Source organism: Clostridium sp. 19966, assembly GCF_032335695.1.
GTDB lineage: Bacteria > Bacillota > Clostridia > Clostridiales > Clostridiaceae > JACTOJ01.
The window spans coordinates 1-15,150 of record NZ_JACTOJ010000047.1 but is presented as its reverse complement, the minus strand read 5'-3'; the positions used below and the strand labels follow the sequence as shown (position 1 = coordinate 15,150).

Genomic DNA, 15,150 nt, shown 5'->3' with positions numbered 1-15,150 from the left:
ATTTTTATTAAAATATTTATTTTTACATATTTTTTAGCAAAATCTATTTATTAATAAAAAATCTTCCAATGATTTTTTCACGGAAGATTTTTCTATAATTCTATATCAAGACTCCGTTTTAAAATGTTGATATTATCTTTGAAGTTCTAGATTTATCAAATCCTATATCAACATTTCCTTAAAACGCAGCATCTATCAAAAATCCTTTACCTTATAAGTTCCTGCAGTAAAAAATACTAAAGAGAATAGCAAAACCATTAAGGCAGGTGCCGCATTTCCAGTGTTTATAGAATTCAAAGCCCAATATTGAGGAGTAAATTTTGAAAAGGCACTTATGCTTGAAGGTAAATATTCTATTGGCATAAAGCTTCCTCCCACAAAACAGGATACACCAATCATTATCTGAAGTACTATATTTATAGTTCCAGGATTTCTACATATTCGAGTTATAAAAGTACCTATACTTAAAGAAACTAAGGTTAGAAGAATTATATTCAAAAGCATTATCGGAGAATTCTTAAGATGCGATGGAGAATTAATTATACAATTTATCACATATACTAAGAAATATCTTACAGTGGATACTATTAGCAGTGCCAACAAAACAGATCCAATTATTGTTCCTGGCTTATTGGCAGTTGTAAAGCCTCTTTTTAATATATTTTGTCCTTTTAAATTTAATAGCTCCATGGAAATGGCTATGGATGTATATAATAAGAAGCTAATAAAGATATTCATTACCACTTGGTCCGAAATATTCTGTTTATCTGAATTGCTAGCTTCTATCTTGCTGCTGGAGCTATTTAAACCCTTTAAGCTTAGATTAACTCCTTGCTTCTTCATTTCTTCTCTTAAAATCATTTTATTAATTAACGAATTAGCATAAAACTGAAAATCTCCAGCTGAATTCCCTTTTTCCCTCTCATAACATATGATTTCAGGCTTATCTTCATTTTTGATAATTTCAGAAAAATTATCAGGTATCTTGTAAAAGTTAGATATTTTTTTAGATTTCAACATTTCTGCTGCATCATCCTTTTCATATATCTTTATATCGGTATTATTCTTTATTTCATCTATAAATTCCTTACCATAAGTTCCTTTATCGCTATTTACAACTGCAGTAGTAACATGATCATCAACTTTATTTAAAATAAATCCAAAAGCCAACATAACTGCAAGAGGTATTAAAAAAGCAGATATAAACATTTTCTTATTTTTTAGTATTCTTTTTATATTACTCCACAAAATATATATAAATTTCATTTTAGCCCTCCCAATTTTTTCTAACCTTTATAATGCTTATAAATAGTAATGCTATTGCTAATAAAATTCCTATAATCATTTCATTGCCTGCTCCACTTATTCCTTGAGTTATATATAAATTCTTATAAGAATTCAAAATAAGAGAATTAGGCATTAAATTAGAAATATTCTTTATTATAGAGGCTCCCGTAAAGTCACTGTTGTAGAATACTCCTCCAAATATGCCTGTTACTACAAGAATACAGGTCATTATTGTATTAACCATGGATTCTTCCTTTATAAGAGCCACAATGACTCCTGATACAGCTGCTTGAATTAAAGATTGAATTAACGCTATTAATAAAACAGAAAAAGTATTTCCTTCAAAAGCTATACCCGCAGTTCTATTTATGAAAATATAAGCTAAATTTATGAATAAGCATATTATAAATACATATATAACAAATCCTGCAAAATAGCTTTCTTTATTATTAGGTGTTGAAAAGGCCCTTTTTAAAATTCCATTTTCCCTATCTTTATAAAAGCTTTTAACAATTGCTAATATAAGCATTATGGAAGTCATACTGAACATTGAAAGAGTGTAATATTCCCTAGCCCCCATGGTCTTATATCCTTCAATAATCTGCTCTTTTATAGTTGAAGAATCTCCCGATTGAAGTTTATTTAATAATTGAGCTATAAGCTTTTGTTTTTCATTCTGACTAATATTTAATTTATTTACATTACTTGATACTATCTCATATTGGTCAATATTTTCACTGAAAGTCTGCATGAAATTTCTTACTAATTCTACATTGTTATCCGTTCCAATTAACTTTTTTATATTGAATTCAGTAAAATCACTATTTATAGTTACACTGCATTGTGCATCACTACTTACCTCTGTGATAAAACTCTTTACTTTGTCTTGTTTTAAAATTGTATCCAGCACTTTTCCTTTGTCAGAAGCTTTATCATATTTAAATTCTACTTTTACAGCTTTAAAGTTACTTTTACCGTCAAATTCACTCTTTTGCATTGTTCCGTACATATACGCCATTATCATAGGAAAAATCAAGCAGCATAAAATTATTATTTTTCCTTGCCATAAAAAGCACATCAAATTTTTCTTTATATGAGGTAAAACCTTCATTTTTATGCCTCCTCATCCCTAAGTTTTTTGCCAGTAAAGGTTAAAAATACTTCCTCCAAAGTTGGTTCTTTTACATTTATACTCGTAACTTGAACTCCTTCCTTTAAAGCTTCATTAAGTATCTCATTTAAAGTTACCTTCTCACTCGCCACTATTTTAATATTTTCCTCAACCCACTCAGTACCTTTAACTCCTTCTAAGGTTCTAATATTAAGCATCAACTTCTTCAAATCTCCCTGACCCTTTATTTCAATGACCTTATCACTTTTAATCATTCTCTTAAGCTCTTCTTTGCTTCCATAGGCCACCTCTTTACCAAGATCCATAATATATACATTATTACAGAGAGTCTCTACCTCTTCCATGTAGTGAGAAGTATATATCACTGTGGTATCATATTGTCTATTCATGTTTTTAACTACCTCGAATATATGATTTCTTGATTGTGGATCAACTCCTACAGTAGGTTCGTCCATTATTAGGACTTCTGGATGATGAAGCATTGCTGCTGCTATATTTAATCTTCTTTTCATGCCTCCAGAATAATCTTTTACAGGTTTTTTAATGTGATCTTTTAATGCCGAAATTTCTAAAGCTTCTTCTATCCTTTCTTTCAAAAGCTTTCCTCTAAGACCATAAAGACCTCCCCAGTATTCAAGATTATCCTTTGCATTTAAGCTATCGAAAAGAGCTATTTCCTGTGGAACCAATCCTAACTTTTCTTTTACCTTTAAAGGTTCCTTGGATACTTCAGAGCCTCCAATAATTATTTCTCCCTTATCATATTTCAAAAGCCCAACCATAAGATTTATAAGAGTTGATTTTCCAGCTCCATTAGGTCCAAGCAATCCAAATATTTCCCCTTTATCCACATGAAGTGAAATATAATCTAATACCAATTTATCGTTAAATCTCTTTGTAAGGTTTTTTATATCTATATACTTCATTATTTATTCCCCCTGTCACTTGATGTTTTAATTATAGAATATTTTTTTAGTTATACCTATTACCCTAGGTCATTATATAAAATGACTTAAGTCATTAATAAAAGCATAAAAAATAACCAATGGCATTTAAATATTAAGATGCCATTGGTTAAACTTTTTTCTTTATTAATTTACTTTTTTTCTACCAACAACTAGGATTAAACATCCTGCTAATACAAATATTAATCCTGTTGCTTCAAGAACAGTACTATCTATAATAGCTCCTGTTTGTGGAAGTTTCGAATTAGTAGATGATTTTTCAGCCACAACGTATTGGCTAAAATGTGGAGTTTTGAAGGTTATAGTGTTTCCATTAACTGTTGTATCCATCTGTTCAAACTGTTTTGTGCTTTCGTTATAATAAAATACTGCTAAATTACTTTTGTTTAATCCCTTTAAGTCCTCATCGCTTAAGTTTAAAGATATCTCGGCGGTTCCATTAGCAAAATTATGAATAGCTGTAGTTTTAGCACCATCCACTACACTTAAATCGAATTCAAATACTTTTTTTACATCCTTCAATCCCTTGAGAATATCGCTGTCTGTTAATGAAGTTGCTTTCAATACTATCTTAGCTGTATCTGTTAACAAACTAGCATCTATTGCTGAGAAAGGAAGCTTTATTACTGTATTAGCTCCAGCTTTTACAGTTAAAGAGCCAGTACCATTTTTCACGTCTTTCCCAGATGCTATAGTTAATTCCACATCATTGAAACCTGTAGAATTAGCTGCATCAACAATATTTTCTGCATCTTTATTCACTGAATTTACCGTAATAGGCAATACACCATTTTGTATTGAATTTATTTGCACATTAGGTGTTTTTGGTTGCTGTGGAGCTATAACAGCTGCATTGTTTATGATGGTATATATTGCTGGCTTTGAACTTCTATTAGAAACATATACAATAATATTATCATCATCATATGCTTTTATTGAATCCATATCATTATTTACTTCATATTTGCCTATCCATTTTCCGTTTTCAAATTTTTCTACGATTCCATCATGTACTTGCCATAAATTTCCATTATGATCTACAGAAGCATACTCATTGTTACCATTTGCTACTACTGTATTTTCGGCTATAAGCTTATTATCCTTTAAATCTATACTTATAATATTATATTTATTGTTATCTTTTTCATTCCTTGTAATCATTTCTCCGCTATTTCCACTGATCTTAAGCGCCACTATTTCTGTCTCAAAAGGAATATCAAAATTAGCTGTGTATTTATTTACATTACCATTTACATCTATTTGTGTTATATAATATTTTTCATGCAAATTTTGTGATTCGTCCATCTCATGAAATGTTGCATACTCATAGAGTTTTCCATCGGATACAAACTCCTTAGTTGAAAAGTAGGAAAGATTTTCAACAACTACTCCATTAGGAGTTACATAGCCATAATTGTCTTCCATAGAATATCTATACCAGTTATCAGACATTTCGTAACATAGAATTCCATCATTAACCCTATTGTATTTTTCCTTTACTTTATCCGCAATTTTTTTATAATCTTCACTCTTATTAATCATTTTTCCATCATTAAGATCTAAGGAATAATACGAGCCCTCATCATAGCACAATAAATTTACCATATTATCTTTTGCTGATCTAGTTTCTATGTCCGTTCCAGTATATAATACGTTCATTTTTCCATGATCAGAATAAAACAATTGATATTTTGTGTTTTTTATATCATCTCCAACTAACACACCAAACGAGGCCTTGTCCTTATACATATTAATATCATAAAGTCCCCCAACAGTAGTATTTAAATATTTAGGCAAATTATCTTCAGCTTTAGCAACTTTAGCTGATAATCCCATAGGTGCAATAATCAATGCACTTACAATAAAAGTTAGCATTTTTAGACCTTTTCTTTTTGTTTTCATTTCCATCCCCCTAATTGTATAATTTATTTATAGCAATATTTAAAATATACTACAGGCTAATGGACTATTCCAGCTTTTTCATATTCGTTATTTCAACATTTGTCGACATCAAACTGAAATAGTTTTATATAGTCAACTTACTAAATTATTTTTAAAGGCGTAGATTGCTATCTGAGTTCTATCTCTAAGGTATAATTTTGACAATATGGCAGTTATGTTATTCTTTATGGTTCCCTCAGTTAAGAACATCTTTTCCGCTATTTCTTTATTAGTTAGTCCATTGGCTATTTCTTGAATTATTACTATCTCTCTGTCTGTAAGCCCTGTTCTGCTTTGAATATCTTCAGAAAAGCCTTCATTTTCCTTTACCATAAGCTTATTTAATATATCTGGATGGACTACTACATTCCCTCCAAAAGCTGCTTTTATTCCTCCGTATATTAATTCATCAGAGCTATCTTTCAAAAGATACCCTGAAGCTCCCCCTTTTAAGGCTTCGTCTATATAGCTCCCATCCTTAAAGGTAGTAAGTATAAGCACTTTTATATTCTCATTTTCTTCCTTTATAAGCTTAGTTCCCAGCACCCCGTCACACTCTGGCATTCTTATGTCCATAAGCACCACATCTACTGAATTATTTTTACAAAATTCATAAGCTTTTCTTCCATCTTCACAAAGCCCTACCACTTCTATATCTTCATAAGTAGACAATATCATCTTGAGCCCTTCTCTTATTAATTTCTCATCATCTACAATAGCAAGTTTTATTTTATTCATTTTTATCCCCCTATACCATCCAAACTCAATTTTCCTTTATCCATATAAGCTGCAAGCTCAAAGCCTTTACCTGGCTTGGTAAAATACTGCATGCTTCCTCCCCAGCTGGAAAGCCTCTCCCTTATGCTCCTAAGTCCTACACCTTCACTAAAATTTTCAGCTCCCGTACCATCATCTTTTAAATGCAATCTTATGCCATCTTGTAGAAAATTCAAAAATATATTAACTCTGCTAGCTTTACCGTGCCTTAAGGAATTTGATAAAAATTCCTGTATAATTCTATATATAGCCATGGTCTGATCTGAATTAAGCTTCCATACATTATCTGATACCCTTAGGTTAACTTCTATTCCGCTAAGCTTTTGAAAATTTTTAATCATTTCAGATACCGCAATTATCCCTTCATATTCTTCAAGTTCTCTAGGCTTCATAGCTCTTACTGCTGCTCTCACGCTTTCCATGCTCTCTTTTGCAAAATCTGCCAGCTCTATACAAAGCTTTGAAGCCTTTTCACTATCTTTTCTAATAATTTTATCTATACCTCTAAGCTGTATAATCATAGTTGACAATGCATGTCCCACGCTATCATGTATTTCTCTAGATATTCTATTTCTTTCTCTAAGTACTGCAATCTCTTCTATAGTACTAGCATATGATTCCAATTCCTCATTTGCTTTTTTAAGCTCCTCTTCCTTTTCTCTTAATACATCATATAGATGCTGAGCATTAATTTTTCTATATTCCTCTTCCTTTACCCTTATCATAAGCAAAAATATGGGAAGAGAGGTTATGAACAGCAGAATCATCATGCTGAAGTTACCTTTTATAGCTACTAGTATTTCAGCTGACAGAATGTATAGAACTGAATAATATATCTTATATTCATAAGCTATATCTATCAATGCTGGAATAAAAATAAGTACTCCGAATATTTCTCCAAAAGGATAAATATAATAAGACATCACTAAGTCTAAAATTATTGATATAGAGCCGTATATCTGCTTTTTAGGAAGAATAAAATATCGTACTTGATTGTTTATTATATATATTAACAAAGCTATTAACACTAAATTATTTATTCTGTTATATTCACTTATAAAATACAGTATAAAAGTAAATATATACATGTATCTAAGGCAAATCATATATTTTTCACGTTGAATTTTTTTGTACATTTATCCATCTCCAATTACAAATATTAATTCAATCTAAATTTTACAGTAATTTCCCTAAATCATCAATAAAATAATATAACTTGGCTATATTTTGAAGTATATCGATATTAATAATTAAAAAATAATCATTGACATTTGATAATGATTATTGCTATTATATCTCTATAGAAAAATGCTTTGATTATCAAAATATTTTATTGTAGAAATACATATCTGATTTAACTAGGTAAATATGAAAGGCGTGAATTAAATGAAAGAACTTCATGATATTAACTGGTATGCTAAGGAAATTAAAAAAGCACTGACAATTGATTTATATAAGCCGGCACCTGAAAGATTATTAGGCGGCCTTGCTTACATCTTTGGGGTTGTCACAGGGATGATTTTAATTATACATATTAACAATATTTTCATTATGCTGGCAATTTCTTTACTATTAGGTTTTTGTTTTGCCTCTCTCGGTTTTTTAGGTCATGAAATTCTTCATGGTTCAGTGGTTAAAACACCTTGGCTAAAAAATATTTTAGGCGGTATATGCTTTTCTCTTTTAAGTGTTGGCCCTAGATTGTGGACTAGATGGCACAACACCATACATCATGCTCATACCCAAGATGAATCAAAAGATCCAGATGCTTGGCTAAGTTTTGAGCAATATTGCAGGAGCGGTTTTCTCAAGTTAGTTTACAAATTACCTAAAAACCTTCGCTCTTTTGTAAGCTTTGCTTCTCTAGGAATATTTTTCTCCATTCATTCTTTAAGAATGCTAGTAACCTGTTTTAGAAAATTTAAAAACGAAAAACTAGTTTTCATTATAGAATTCATTATTCCCTGGAGCATGTGGTTGCTATTATTAACCTATATCGGTTTCTACAAATGGATATTTATATATTTAATCCCTCTATATGTTGGTAACTTTATAGTTATGAGCTATATATCAACCAATCACAGGCTTAATCCACTAGTGGATATAAATGACCCCCTAGCAAACAGCTTATCTGTAAATGTACCCAAGTGGCTGGATATACTTAATTTTAATTTTTCCTACCATGTAGAGCATCACTTATTTGCTGGAGTAAGTTCAAAGCACTACCCAATGATTAAAAAGGAAATACTTAAACTCTGGCCGGAAAGATATCATCAAATGCCTTTAATAAAGGCTTTAATATTATTATGGAAAACTCCTAGAATATATTACAATTCCACGAAACTTGTAGATCCCAGCAATGGACATACATATATGTCTTTAGGGAATGGTTTAGATACAGAACATCTGAATCATAAAATAACAAATATATCTTGTAAAATAATAGATAACAGATAACATCCAGTACACATTATAATTTAAAAATGTCACAAAATAATCAGATTATTATCTACTATATTTTGTGACATTTTTATATGCTATAAGATTATTTATTTCTACTGTATATCTTTTATAGAAGGACTACCTATCCATTTTCCATGATAATCAAACCTTGATCCATGGCAAGGGCAATCCCAGGTAAGTTCATCCGCATTCCATTGGAGCTGGCAGCCTAAGTGAGGACATTTAGTTGAAACTATGAAGGTTCTTCCGCTTTCATCTTTGTACACTCCTGCTTGATCTCCATTTACAGCAACTATTCCACCATGTCCTCTCTTAATTTTTTCTATGTACTCCTTAGGTAGCTCAAATTTCTGAGCCAAAAAGTTTTTAGCCACTTCAGCAGTATCATGCATAAAATTTGTAATGGAGCTTGTAACCTCAAATCTTTGTGGAGTAAAAACCTCACTGAACTTATTTTCTCTATTTATTATCATATCGCTTATTATCATTGCGGAAACCATAGAGCCAGTCATTCCCCATTTATTAAAACCAGTGGCTACATACATATTTTCTGTCTGAGCTGAATATCTTCCTATGTAAGGCACTTCATCTAAGGGTACACAATCCTGAGCAGACCAATGATACTTTTCCACAGAATCAGGAAATAATTTTTGGGAGGCTTCCCTTAATTCATCATATTTCCCCCCTTGCTGATTTTCTCCTGTTCTATGAGAAGCACCTCCAAATATAAGCAAATTCTTATAATTTCTGAAGGAATACCCTCCTTCAGCCACATCTATACTCATTCCATCAACCTTTTGAGCATTTTCAAGCGCTAATGCATAGGATCTGGATTGATGCATTCTTGCAAAATAATATCCTGGAACGTTTATTATAGGATAGTGAGTAGCTACCACTACATGTCTAGCTGTAATTTTTCCTCTTTCAGTTATCACTAAATTTTCCTTTACATCCAAAGCTCTTGTATTTTCATATATAGTTAGCTTTTCCGAAATGGCTTGCAAAAATTTTAACGGATTAAATTGAGCTTGATTATTATATTTTAATGCGCATTTTATGTCCAAAGGTAAATTTAAAGAATCTGTAAGTTCAGCGTCAATTCCAAGCTCCTTGGCTGCCTCCCACTCATTTTTTAATTTGCTCTTTCCGCTTTCGTCTAAAGAATATATGTATGCTGGAACCACCTCAAAATCACAGTCTATATTTTCTTTATTTACTATTTCTTCATATTTTCTTATTGCTGTTTCATTAGCCATAGCATATTGAAAAGCACTGCTCTTACCAAAATTTTTTATAAGCTTATCATAAATTAAGTAATGCTGTGAAGTTATCTTTGCAGTGGTATTTTGTGTTACTCCGCTGGCAATACTTTTGGCATCAATGACAATAGGCTCAACACCTTTATTTTTCAGCATATATGCAGTTAATAGTCCAGCCATACCCGCTCCTATTACCACGGCTTCAACATCAATATCAGAATTTAAAGAATCTCTTCTTCTAAAACTACAGCTATCGCTCCATACAGATTGCATAATATCACCCCACAGTAAAATTTATTACTGCTAGTATTAGCTCAATGCTTTAAATATATTCAAAATAATAATTGGCTATGTTTTAAAGCATTGTTAAAAATCAACACTGATTTAAAGCAGAATCTAAGCTTAAAAGCTCCTTACAAGACTTTTTTAGCATTTCCAATGCGAACTCACTTTCAGGAACCTTCCTATACGTGCATTCAATAACCATAATAAGAAATAAATATATATTGTATAAAATAACTCTTATTTTTTCTTCATAGGTTAATAACTTATTTCCAAAATATTTATCTATAAAACTAGGTTTATCCAACAAAAATCCGCATACCAGATCCATAATAGAATCCCCGTATATAGCTCGCTCCCAATCTATAATACCAGTTATATTGTTAGTTTGTTCTTCTATAAAAATGTTTCCTTCCCATAAATCCTTATGTAAAATAGAAGACTGCTTTACTTCATCTAAAACATAACTTTTTTCATAAATCATATTGTAAATATCATTGTAGGAGTACGGAAGTTTAACCTCCTCATCTGCTGCGTCTTCAAGCAATTCTTTTACCATAAATAAAAAGGCTTCTTTCCAAGTATCAAATCTTTTTTCTGGTTGGGATATATATCCGAAATACTTCCCCTCAATATTATGAAATTTGTATACAATTTCTCCAAGCTGTTTGTACACTTTATTGAGCTGTTCCTCAGTCATTTCACTGCTAAGCTTATTTAAAGGCGTACCTTCAATAAATTCCATAAAGAAAAACTCCAAAAAAGTTTTATATTTGCCATAATAATAAATTTTAGGCACCTGAATATTATCTTCTTTAAGTTTATTCATAACTGTAACTTCTGTATTCATTATATTTTTCTCGTATCTTAATACCTTTATCTCTTTAGCAGGGGAAACTTTCAGAACTGTCTTTCTTCCATCTGAAAGTTCTATCATATAGGCAGTATTAAAAAAGCCGTCCTTTAATTCTTCCAGCTTTTTTATGCTTGCAGCTTCTCCAAAGGCTAATCTTACCATATCCGATATTTCAATTTTATTTAATCTTGATTTAGTTACGCTCATATAGCACCTCATAAAAATATTAATTCATTATTTAAAATTCATTATATCAGTAAATTTTTATAGAACATATATAAGCTTATTAAAATAAATATAAATATTTTAAGGTACAGCCTGATATTAGACTCTAGAAAATGGACATATCTTTCTACAGATGTTACAACCATATACGAAGCCGCCTCCTGGAGTAGTTGAAATGCATTTTTCTCTACATTTTTTTTGATTTATGCTAATTCCATCTAATGCATACTGCGGACAAGCTTTTACACATTTATCACATTCTTTAGGACAAGTTTTATTTAATAACTCGTCTGCCTGAAGTTCTGCATTTGTAACTAATGCAGCTAAGTACAATCTATTGCCGTATTTTTCATTTATGAGCAAAGTATTTCTTCCCATAAAACCGATACCAGCAGCCTGTGCTGCATGTTTTAAAGATAATATTCCTCTGCCAATTTTATTTTCCTCATCCCAATAATCATAAGGCTCGTCCCCTGGTATTGGTATAGCCCCATACCCCTGCGCAGATATTCTAAAGCTAAGTTCAATGCTTATATTATCTAAATCCTGCACTAACTTATTTTTAATAAAAGTATACGGTGCATTGGTGTTAGTTTCATACATCTCTTTAGAAAAATGCTTGCCGTAAACTACGACAGCTTTTGCTTCGCCATATATGTCTATAGGTGAAAAGCCTTTAGGTGCATCATAAAATCTGTCAATGGAAGCAATACCGCATACATCCGCACCTAAAGAATAAGCTAAATTTTTAATATAATTATTATCCATGCCTGTTCCCCTTTATATTTTGTTCTGTTTTAGTGTGGTAAGCTATGTTTTATAATCAGGTGTCCTAAATCTTATATTCTGCATGTCCAATCTTTTCTAAGGCTTCGTTAAATACAGCTCTAAAGTTTTCTGGGTTTCTTAGAGTCTCATAAACCTTGTCTTTTCCAAAGCAATCATGAATTATTCCCCAGATTTCATTCCCAAAGCTGTATAGTCTAAACTGAAGAAGTTTTGGTATTTCATTTTTACTTTGTCCCTCAATATATGGATTCATCCAATAATCGTAAAAATCCTGTTCTAATTCTTCTAAAGTTTTTATATCATTATTCCTTATTTGGTTTAATGTTTTTCTAAAATGTTCCATTGTATTATAAAAATCATCATTAAGATATTTCCAAGTAAATTTATCCATACCTATATTTTTAGCTCCAGCATGAATAGCCTTCGACATTACACCTTCTGCATTATTGCAGTACTTAACTGCAAGTCCCTCACCTGAAAAGTACACAAAAAAAATCTGTTCCAGCGGTAAATTATTCAAATCTAATTTATTGTGAATGGTTTCCATACCTTGATGATGCACTTCATGAGAAATTACAGTACCAAATTCCTCCATAGACTGATTGTTAATCATAAGCTGAAGAATGTCAAAGTGCATTCCATTTTTATGTACATATCCTCCGCTCCGTCCTATACCTGCCGTAAAAATAAAATTTAAATTGGGAAGCTCCACATCTTCTGGAAGTCCTTTTAAAGCTTCCTCAATTTGTCTATCAAACAAATCAGTAGTTAATATGCTTATCCATTTATCAGCCTCATTAATATACCTATCAGGCTTTTCTAAAAATCTTAGGTAAAAATCATGATGAACTCTTAAATCTTCATTTTCTAAAGCTTTATCGCTTATACTTGGCAGATTTAAAATGTAATCTATGTACTCTTCCTTTGAAACTCTGCCTTTATATCTGGAAAATTCGAACTCATAATCCTCATGAGATAATATTTCTTCAATTTCGGATCTATCTATTCCTTTTTCCTTTAGTTTCTTTAAAAGTTTCAGCATGGGTATTATTGTTGAATAACGTATTCTATAACTCATTTGCAGCTTCTCTCCATTCTTCAGAAAATTTTTAATGCATTCTTATAATATTCGGTATACACAGGTATGCTGCTTCCTTTCTTAAATCCATAGGTATAAAAATTGGCTTTAACCATATAGAATGCAGCTACAACCGGATCTGTAGTAATATATACAAATGCTTTACTATGATTGGACACATTTGGAGTTATAAGTTTTATATTAGCAGTTTGACTGCCATGATAATATTTCATCAATTTCCTCCTCCAGCATAAAATATCAATATATTAATTATTTTACATATCCTCTATTAATTTTTCAATATTTTATGGCAAAACATTAAATAATTTACTTTTTCGTATGATAACCTTTTGATGTTTTAACAATAAAATTTTAAAATAGTGGATGAGTATGTGGAAATTAGAATTTGAAAGATATACTAACGCAGGTGGACCTAGAGGAGGATTCACAAAAGAAGAATTTGTAGACTTTTTTATGAAAAGCAAATCCAAAATTAAAACATTCAAAAAATTATTCCCTTGGAAATGATTTATGGGGAATAATTCAGATGTTTATGGTAAAGAAAAAGTATTTGATACTTTAAAAAATTTAAATCAATTTTCTGAAGTAATAAATTCTGCATTTAAAGAAATAGGACGAGAAGATTTGATGTTATAAATATGCTGCGGCGATGGCATATTCTATAAACCCTCACCGCATGCAATATAATATATTAAGAAATTTTCTCACTCTTACCAATTTTCTTCATCTTAAAAATTTCCTCTACTGCTTTTTTATATCCTCCTGCCTCATCAAAGGATTCTTTAATCTTTTTTATATTTTCTAAATACGATTGGTTAGCATAAACCTCCTTAACCGCTTCTTTCAAATTTTCTGCAGTAAGGCTTTTTCTCTCTAATTTAATGCAAGCTCCAAGTTGCTCTGACCTGGATGCCATATAAGGCTGATCTGCTCCTATAGGAATTGCTACAAAAGGTATATTATTATATATAAGATCACTTGTACTATTCATTCCCGCGTGAGTTATAGCTACCTTAGTATACTTTAATACTTCAGCCTGAGGCACATAATTTCTTACAATAAAATTTTCGGGTATATTAAAATTAGAAATATCCACATTATATGCTGACATTACCACTGTAAAATCTTCATTTTTGAATGCATTAAAGAATATATTATAAAGATTTAAATCTTTATTAAAAACAGTTCCCATGGAAATATATACAACATTTTTTCCTTGCAGCCTTTCAAAAGGAAAATCTAAATTTTCATTTCTATCATATATGGGTGGGCCTATAAATACGAAACTGTCATCGTAATATTCTTTATGAGCCACAAAATACTTTGATGTGTAAGCTATATTTAAATCAGCCTTATTATAAATCATATCTTGAATTTTTCCTATTTTAATATTGTATTTTCCTTCCAATCTACAAGAGAGTTCATTGTATTTCTTCATTATTGGGCTATCCTCTAAAAATCCCTTTTCTAATACAAATTTATATTCCTTTGGAATTATTTCCTGTGGAGTTGCAAATACAGCAAAGGAAGATACGGACGGAAGCTTTAATATTTTGTTAAGAATAGCACCATAGGGAAACATGGCGGCATAAATTATGCAATCGAAATGTTCATCTTTTATTTTTTCTAAAATATCTGCTATCATTGGCTCACAGTTATTAAGCATACTTAAAATTCTTTTGCTCATCTCTTCTATACCCATAGCATCTGTTCCATTATTGTTTCCGAATATCTTTATGCCTGGGTTATAGCTTCTAAATTCCCCTCCAGCTTTCTCAATTTTTTCTTTAAATTCCTCCTCGCAGTAATAAACTATTTCTTCTCCATGTTTAATAAGCTCATTAACCAATCCTAATGTAGGATTAACATGACCATGGGCAGGAATGCCCAAAAAAAGTATCTTAGACATATACATCTCTCCTATCTATTAATATGTAATAATTTTATTTTACTATTTTGGAAATTTTTATCAATAGATTTTGCATATTTTTAACAATATATATGTTTTCATTAGTCTTTAATTTAAAAAAATCTTTTATTAAGTTATAAAATTAATATATACTTACCTATATAAT

Annotated in this window: 15 protein-coding genes; 3 read left to right on the top strand and 12 right to left on the bottom strand. The window is 30.8% G+C overall.

Translation table 11 applies throughout. The annotated features are described in order from the left end of the window. Positions 1-195: 195 nt before the first annotated feature. The 6 genes from IAI10_RS23545 to IAI10_RS23520 all read right to left on the bottom strand — a co-directional run bounded on the left by IAI10_RS23545 (position 196) and on the right by IAI10_RS23520 (position 7,238). Positions 196-1,266, bottom strand: a complete 1,071-nt coding sequence (locus tag IAI10_RS23545) for an ABC transporter permease (protein WP_315675762.1) — start codon at positions 1,264-1,266, stop codon at positions 196-198. Position 1,267: 1 nt separating this feature from the next. Next, positions 1,268-2,398, bottom strand: a complete 1,131-nt coding sequence (locus IAI10_RS23540) for an ABC transporter permease (RefSeq protein ID WP_315675761.1) — start codon at positions 2,396-2,398, stop codon at positions 1,268-1,270. 2 nt (positions 2,399-2,400) lie between these two features. Beyond that, the gene (locus IAI10_RS23535) at positions 2,401-3,345 is read right to left on the bottom strand and encodes an ABC transporter ATP-binding protein (RefSeq protein ID WP_315675760.1); all 945 of its coding nucleotides are present in this window, start codon (positions 3,343-3,345) and stop codon (positions 2,401-2,403) included. 165 nt (positions 3,346-3,510) lie between these two features. Next, positions 3,511-5,286 carry a hypothetical protein gene (locus tag IAI10_RS23530; RefSeq protein ID WP_315675759.1) on the bottom strand — a complete coding sequence of 592 codons (1,776 nt, stop codon included), beginning with the start codon at positions 5,284-5,286 and terminating at the stop codon, positions 3,511-3,513. Positions 5,287-5,418: 132 nt separating this feature from the next. Further along, on the bottom strand, positions 5,419-6,063 hold the full coding sequence (locus tag IAI10_RS23525) for a response regulator transcription factor (protein ID WP_315675758.1): 645 nt from the start codon (positions 6,061-6,063) through the stop codon (positions 5,419-5,421). Between the two features lie 2 nt (positions 6,064-6,065). Continuing rightward, entirely contained in the window at positions 6,066-7,238 is a 1,173-nt protein-coding gene (locus IAI10_RS23520; RefSeq protein WP_315675757.1) for a sensor histidine kinase, read from the bottom strand. A 250-nt stretch (positions 7,239-7,488) separates the two neighbouring features. Between IAI10_RS23520 and IAI10_RS23515 the strand changes: the two genes are divergently transcribed. Then, positions 7,489-8,559, top strand: coding sequence for an acyl-CoA desaturase (locus tag IAI10_RS23515; RefSeq protein ID WP_315675756.1), 1,071 nt, complete (start codon positions 7,489-7,491; stop codon positions 8,557-8,559). A 98-nt stretch (positions 8,560-8,657) separates the two neighbouring features. On the opposite strand, the gene IAI10_RS23510 is transcribed toward IAI10_RS23515, so the two are convergent. The 5 genes from IAI10_RS23510 to IAI10_RS23490 form a co-directional block, all read right to left on the bottom strand. Continuing rightward, a complete protein-coding gene (locus IAI10_RS23510) occupies positions 8,658-10,097 on the bottom strand; it encodes an FAD-dependent oxidoreductase (protein WP_315675755.1) in 1,440 nt (479 codons plus the stop codon). A 100-nt stretch (positions 10,098-10,197) separates the two neighbouring features. Further along, positions 10,198-11,169: a phosphotransferase gene (locus IAI10_RS23505; protein WP_315675754.1), complete on the bottom strand. Its 972-nt coding sequence runs from the start codon at positions 11,167-11,169 to the stop codon at positions 10,198-10,200. A 117-nt stretch (positions 11,170-11,286) separates the two neighbouring features. Further along, a complete protein-coding gene (locus IAI10_RS23500; protein ID WP_315675753.1) occupies positions 11,287-11,955 on the bottom strand; it encodes an epoxyqueuosine reductase in 669 nt (222 codons plus the stop codon). A gap of 64 nt (positions 11,956-12,019) precedes the next feature. Further along, entirely contained in the window at positions 12,020-13,054 is a 1,035-nt protein-coding gene (locus IAI10_RS23495) for a DUF5700 domain-containing putative Zn-dependent protease (RefSeq protein WP_315675752.1), read from the bottom strand. 20 nt (positions 13,055-13,074) lie between these two features. Next, on the bottom strand, positions 13,075-13,287 hold the full coding sequence (locus tag IAI10_RS23490; protein WP_315675751.1) for a hypothetical protein: 213 nt from the start codon (positions 13,285-13,287) through the stop codon (positions 13,075-13,077). A 157-nt stretch (positions 13,288-13,444) separates the two neighbouring features. On the opposite strand from IAI10_RS23490, the gene IAI10_RS23485 reads away from it, so the two are divergent. Both IAI10_RS23485 and IAI10_RS23480 read left to right on the top strand, forming a co-directional pair. After that, complete coding sequence (locus tag IAI10_RS23485; RefSeq protein WP_315675750.1) at positions 13,445-13,582, top strand: hypothetical protein; 138 nt, start codon at positions 13,445-13,447, stop codon at positions 13,580-13,582. 3 nt (positions 13,583-13,585) lie between these two features. Further along, positions 13,586-13,711: a hypothetical protein gene (locus IAI10_RS23480; protein WP_315675749.1), complete on the top strand. Its 126-nt coding sequence runs from the start codon at positions 13,586-13,588 to the stop codon at positions 13,709-13,711. A 55-nt stretch (positions 13,712-13,766) separates the two neighbouring features. Here IAI10_RS23480 and IAI10_RS23475 read toward each other — a convergent pair whose 3' ends face one another. Continuing rightward, positions 13,767-14,984: a macrolide family glycosyltransferase gene (locus tag IAI10_RS23475; RefSeq protein ID WP_315675748.1), complete on the bottom strand. Its 1,218-nt coding sequence runs from the start codon at positions 14,982-14,984 to the stop codon at positions 13,767-13,769. Positions 14,985-15,150 lie beyond the last annotated feature (166 nt).

Coding starts and splice junctions, on each gene's coding strand:
- IAI10_RS23545 (WP_315675762.1), bottom strand. CDS start 1,266: ATGAAATTTATATATATTTTGTGGAGTAATATAAAAAGAATACTAAAA.
- IAI10_RS23540 (WP_315675761.1), bottom strand. CDS start 2,398: ATGAAGGTTTTACCTCATATAAAGAAAAATTTGATGTGCTTTTTATGG.
- IAI10_RS23535 (WP_315675760.1), bottom strand. CDS start 3,345: ATGAAGTATATAGATATAAAAAACCTTACAAAGAGATTTAACGATAAA.
- IAI10_RS23530 (WP_315675759.1), bottom strand. CDS start 5,286: ATGAAAACAAAAAGAAAAGGTCTAAAAATGCTAACTTTTATTGTAAGT.
- IAI10_RS23525 (WP_315675758.1), bottom strand. CDS start 6,063: ATGAATAAAATAAAACTTGCTATTGTAGATGATGAGAAATTAATAAGA.
- IAI10_RS23520 (WP_315675757.1), bottom strand. CDS start 7,238: ATGTACAAAAAAATTCAACGTGAAAAATATATGATTTGCCTTAGATAC.
- IAI10_RS23515 (WP_315675756.1), top strand. CDS start 7,489: ATGAAAGAACTTCATGATATTAACTGGTATGCTAAGGAAATTAAAAAA.
- IAI10_RS23510 (WP_315675755.1), bottom strand. CDS start 10,097: ATGCAATCTGTATGGAGCGATAGCTGTAGTTTTAGAAGAAGAGATTCT.
- IAI10_RS23505 (WP_315675754.1), bottom strand. CDS start 11,169: ATGAGCGTAACTAAATCAAGATTAAATAAAATTGAAATATCGGATATG.
- IAI10_RS23500 (WP_315675753.1), bottom strand. CDS start 11,955: ATGGATAATAATTATATTAAAAATTTAGCTTATTCTTTAGGTGCGGAT.
- IAI10_RS23495 (WP_315675752.1), bottom strand. CDS start 13,054: ATGAGTTATAGAATACGTTATTCAACAATAATACCCATGCTGAAACTT.
- IAI10_RS23490 (WP_315675751.1), bottom strand. CDS start 13,287: ATGAAATATTATCATGGCAGTCAAACTGCTAATATAAAACTTATAACT.
- IAI10_RS23485 (WP_315675750.1), top strand. CDS start 13,445: ATGTGGAAATTAGAATTTGAAAGATATACTAACGCAGGTGGACCTAGA.
- IAI10_RS23480 (WP_315675749.1), top strand. CDS start 13,586: ATGGGGAATAATTCAGATGTTTATGGTAAAGAAAAAGTATTTGATACT.
- IAI10_RS23475 (WP_315675748.1), bottom strand. CDS start 14,984: ATGTCTAAGATACTTTTTTTGGGCATTCCTGCCCATGGTCATGTTAAT.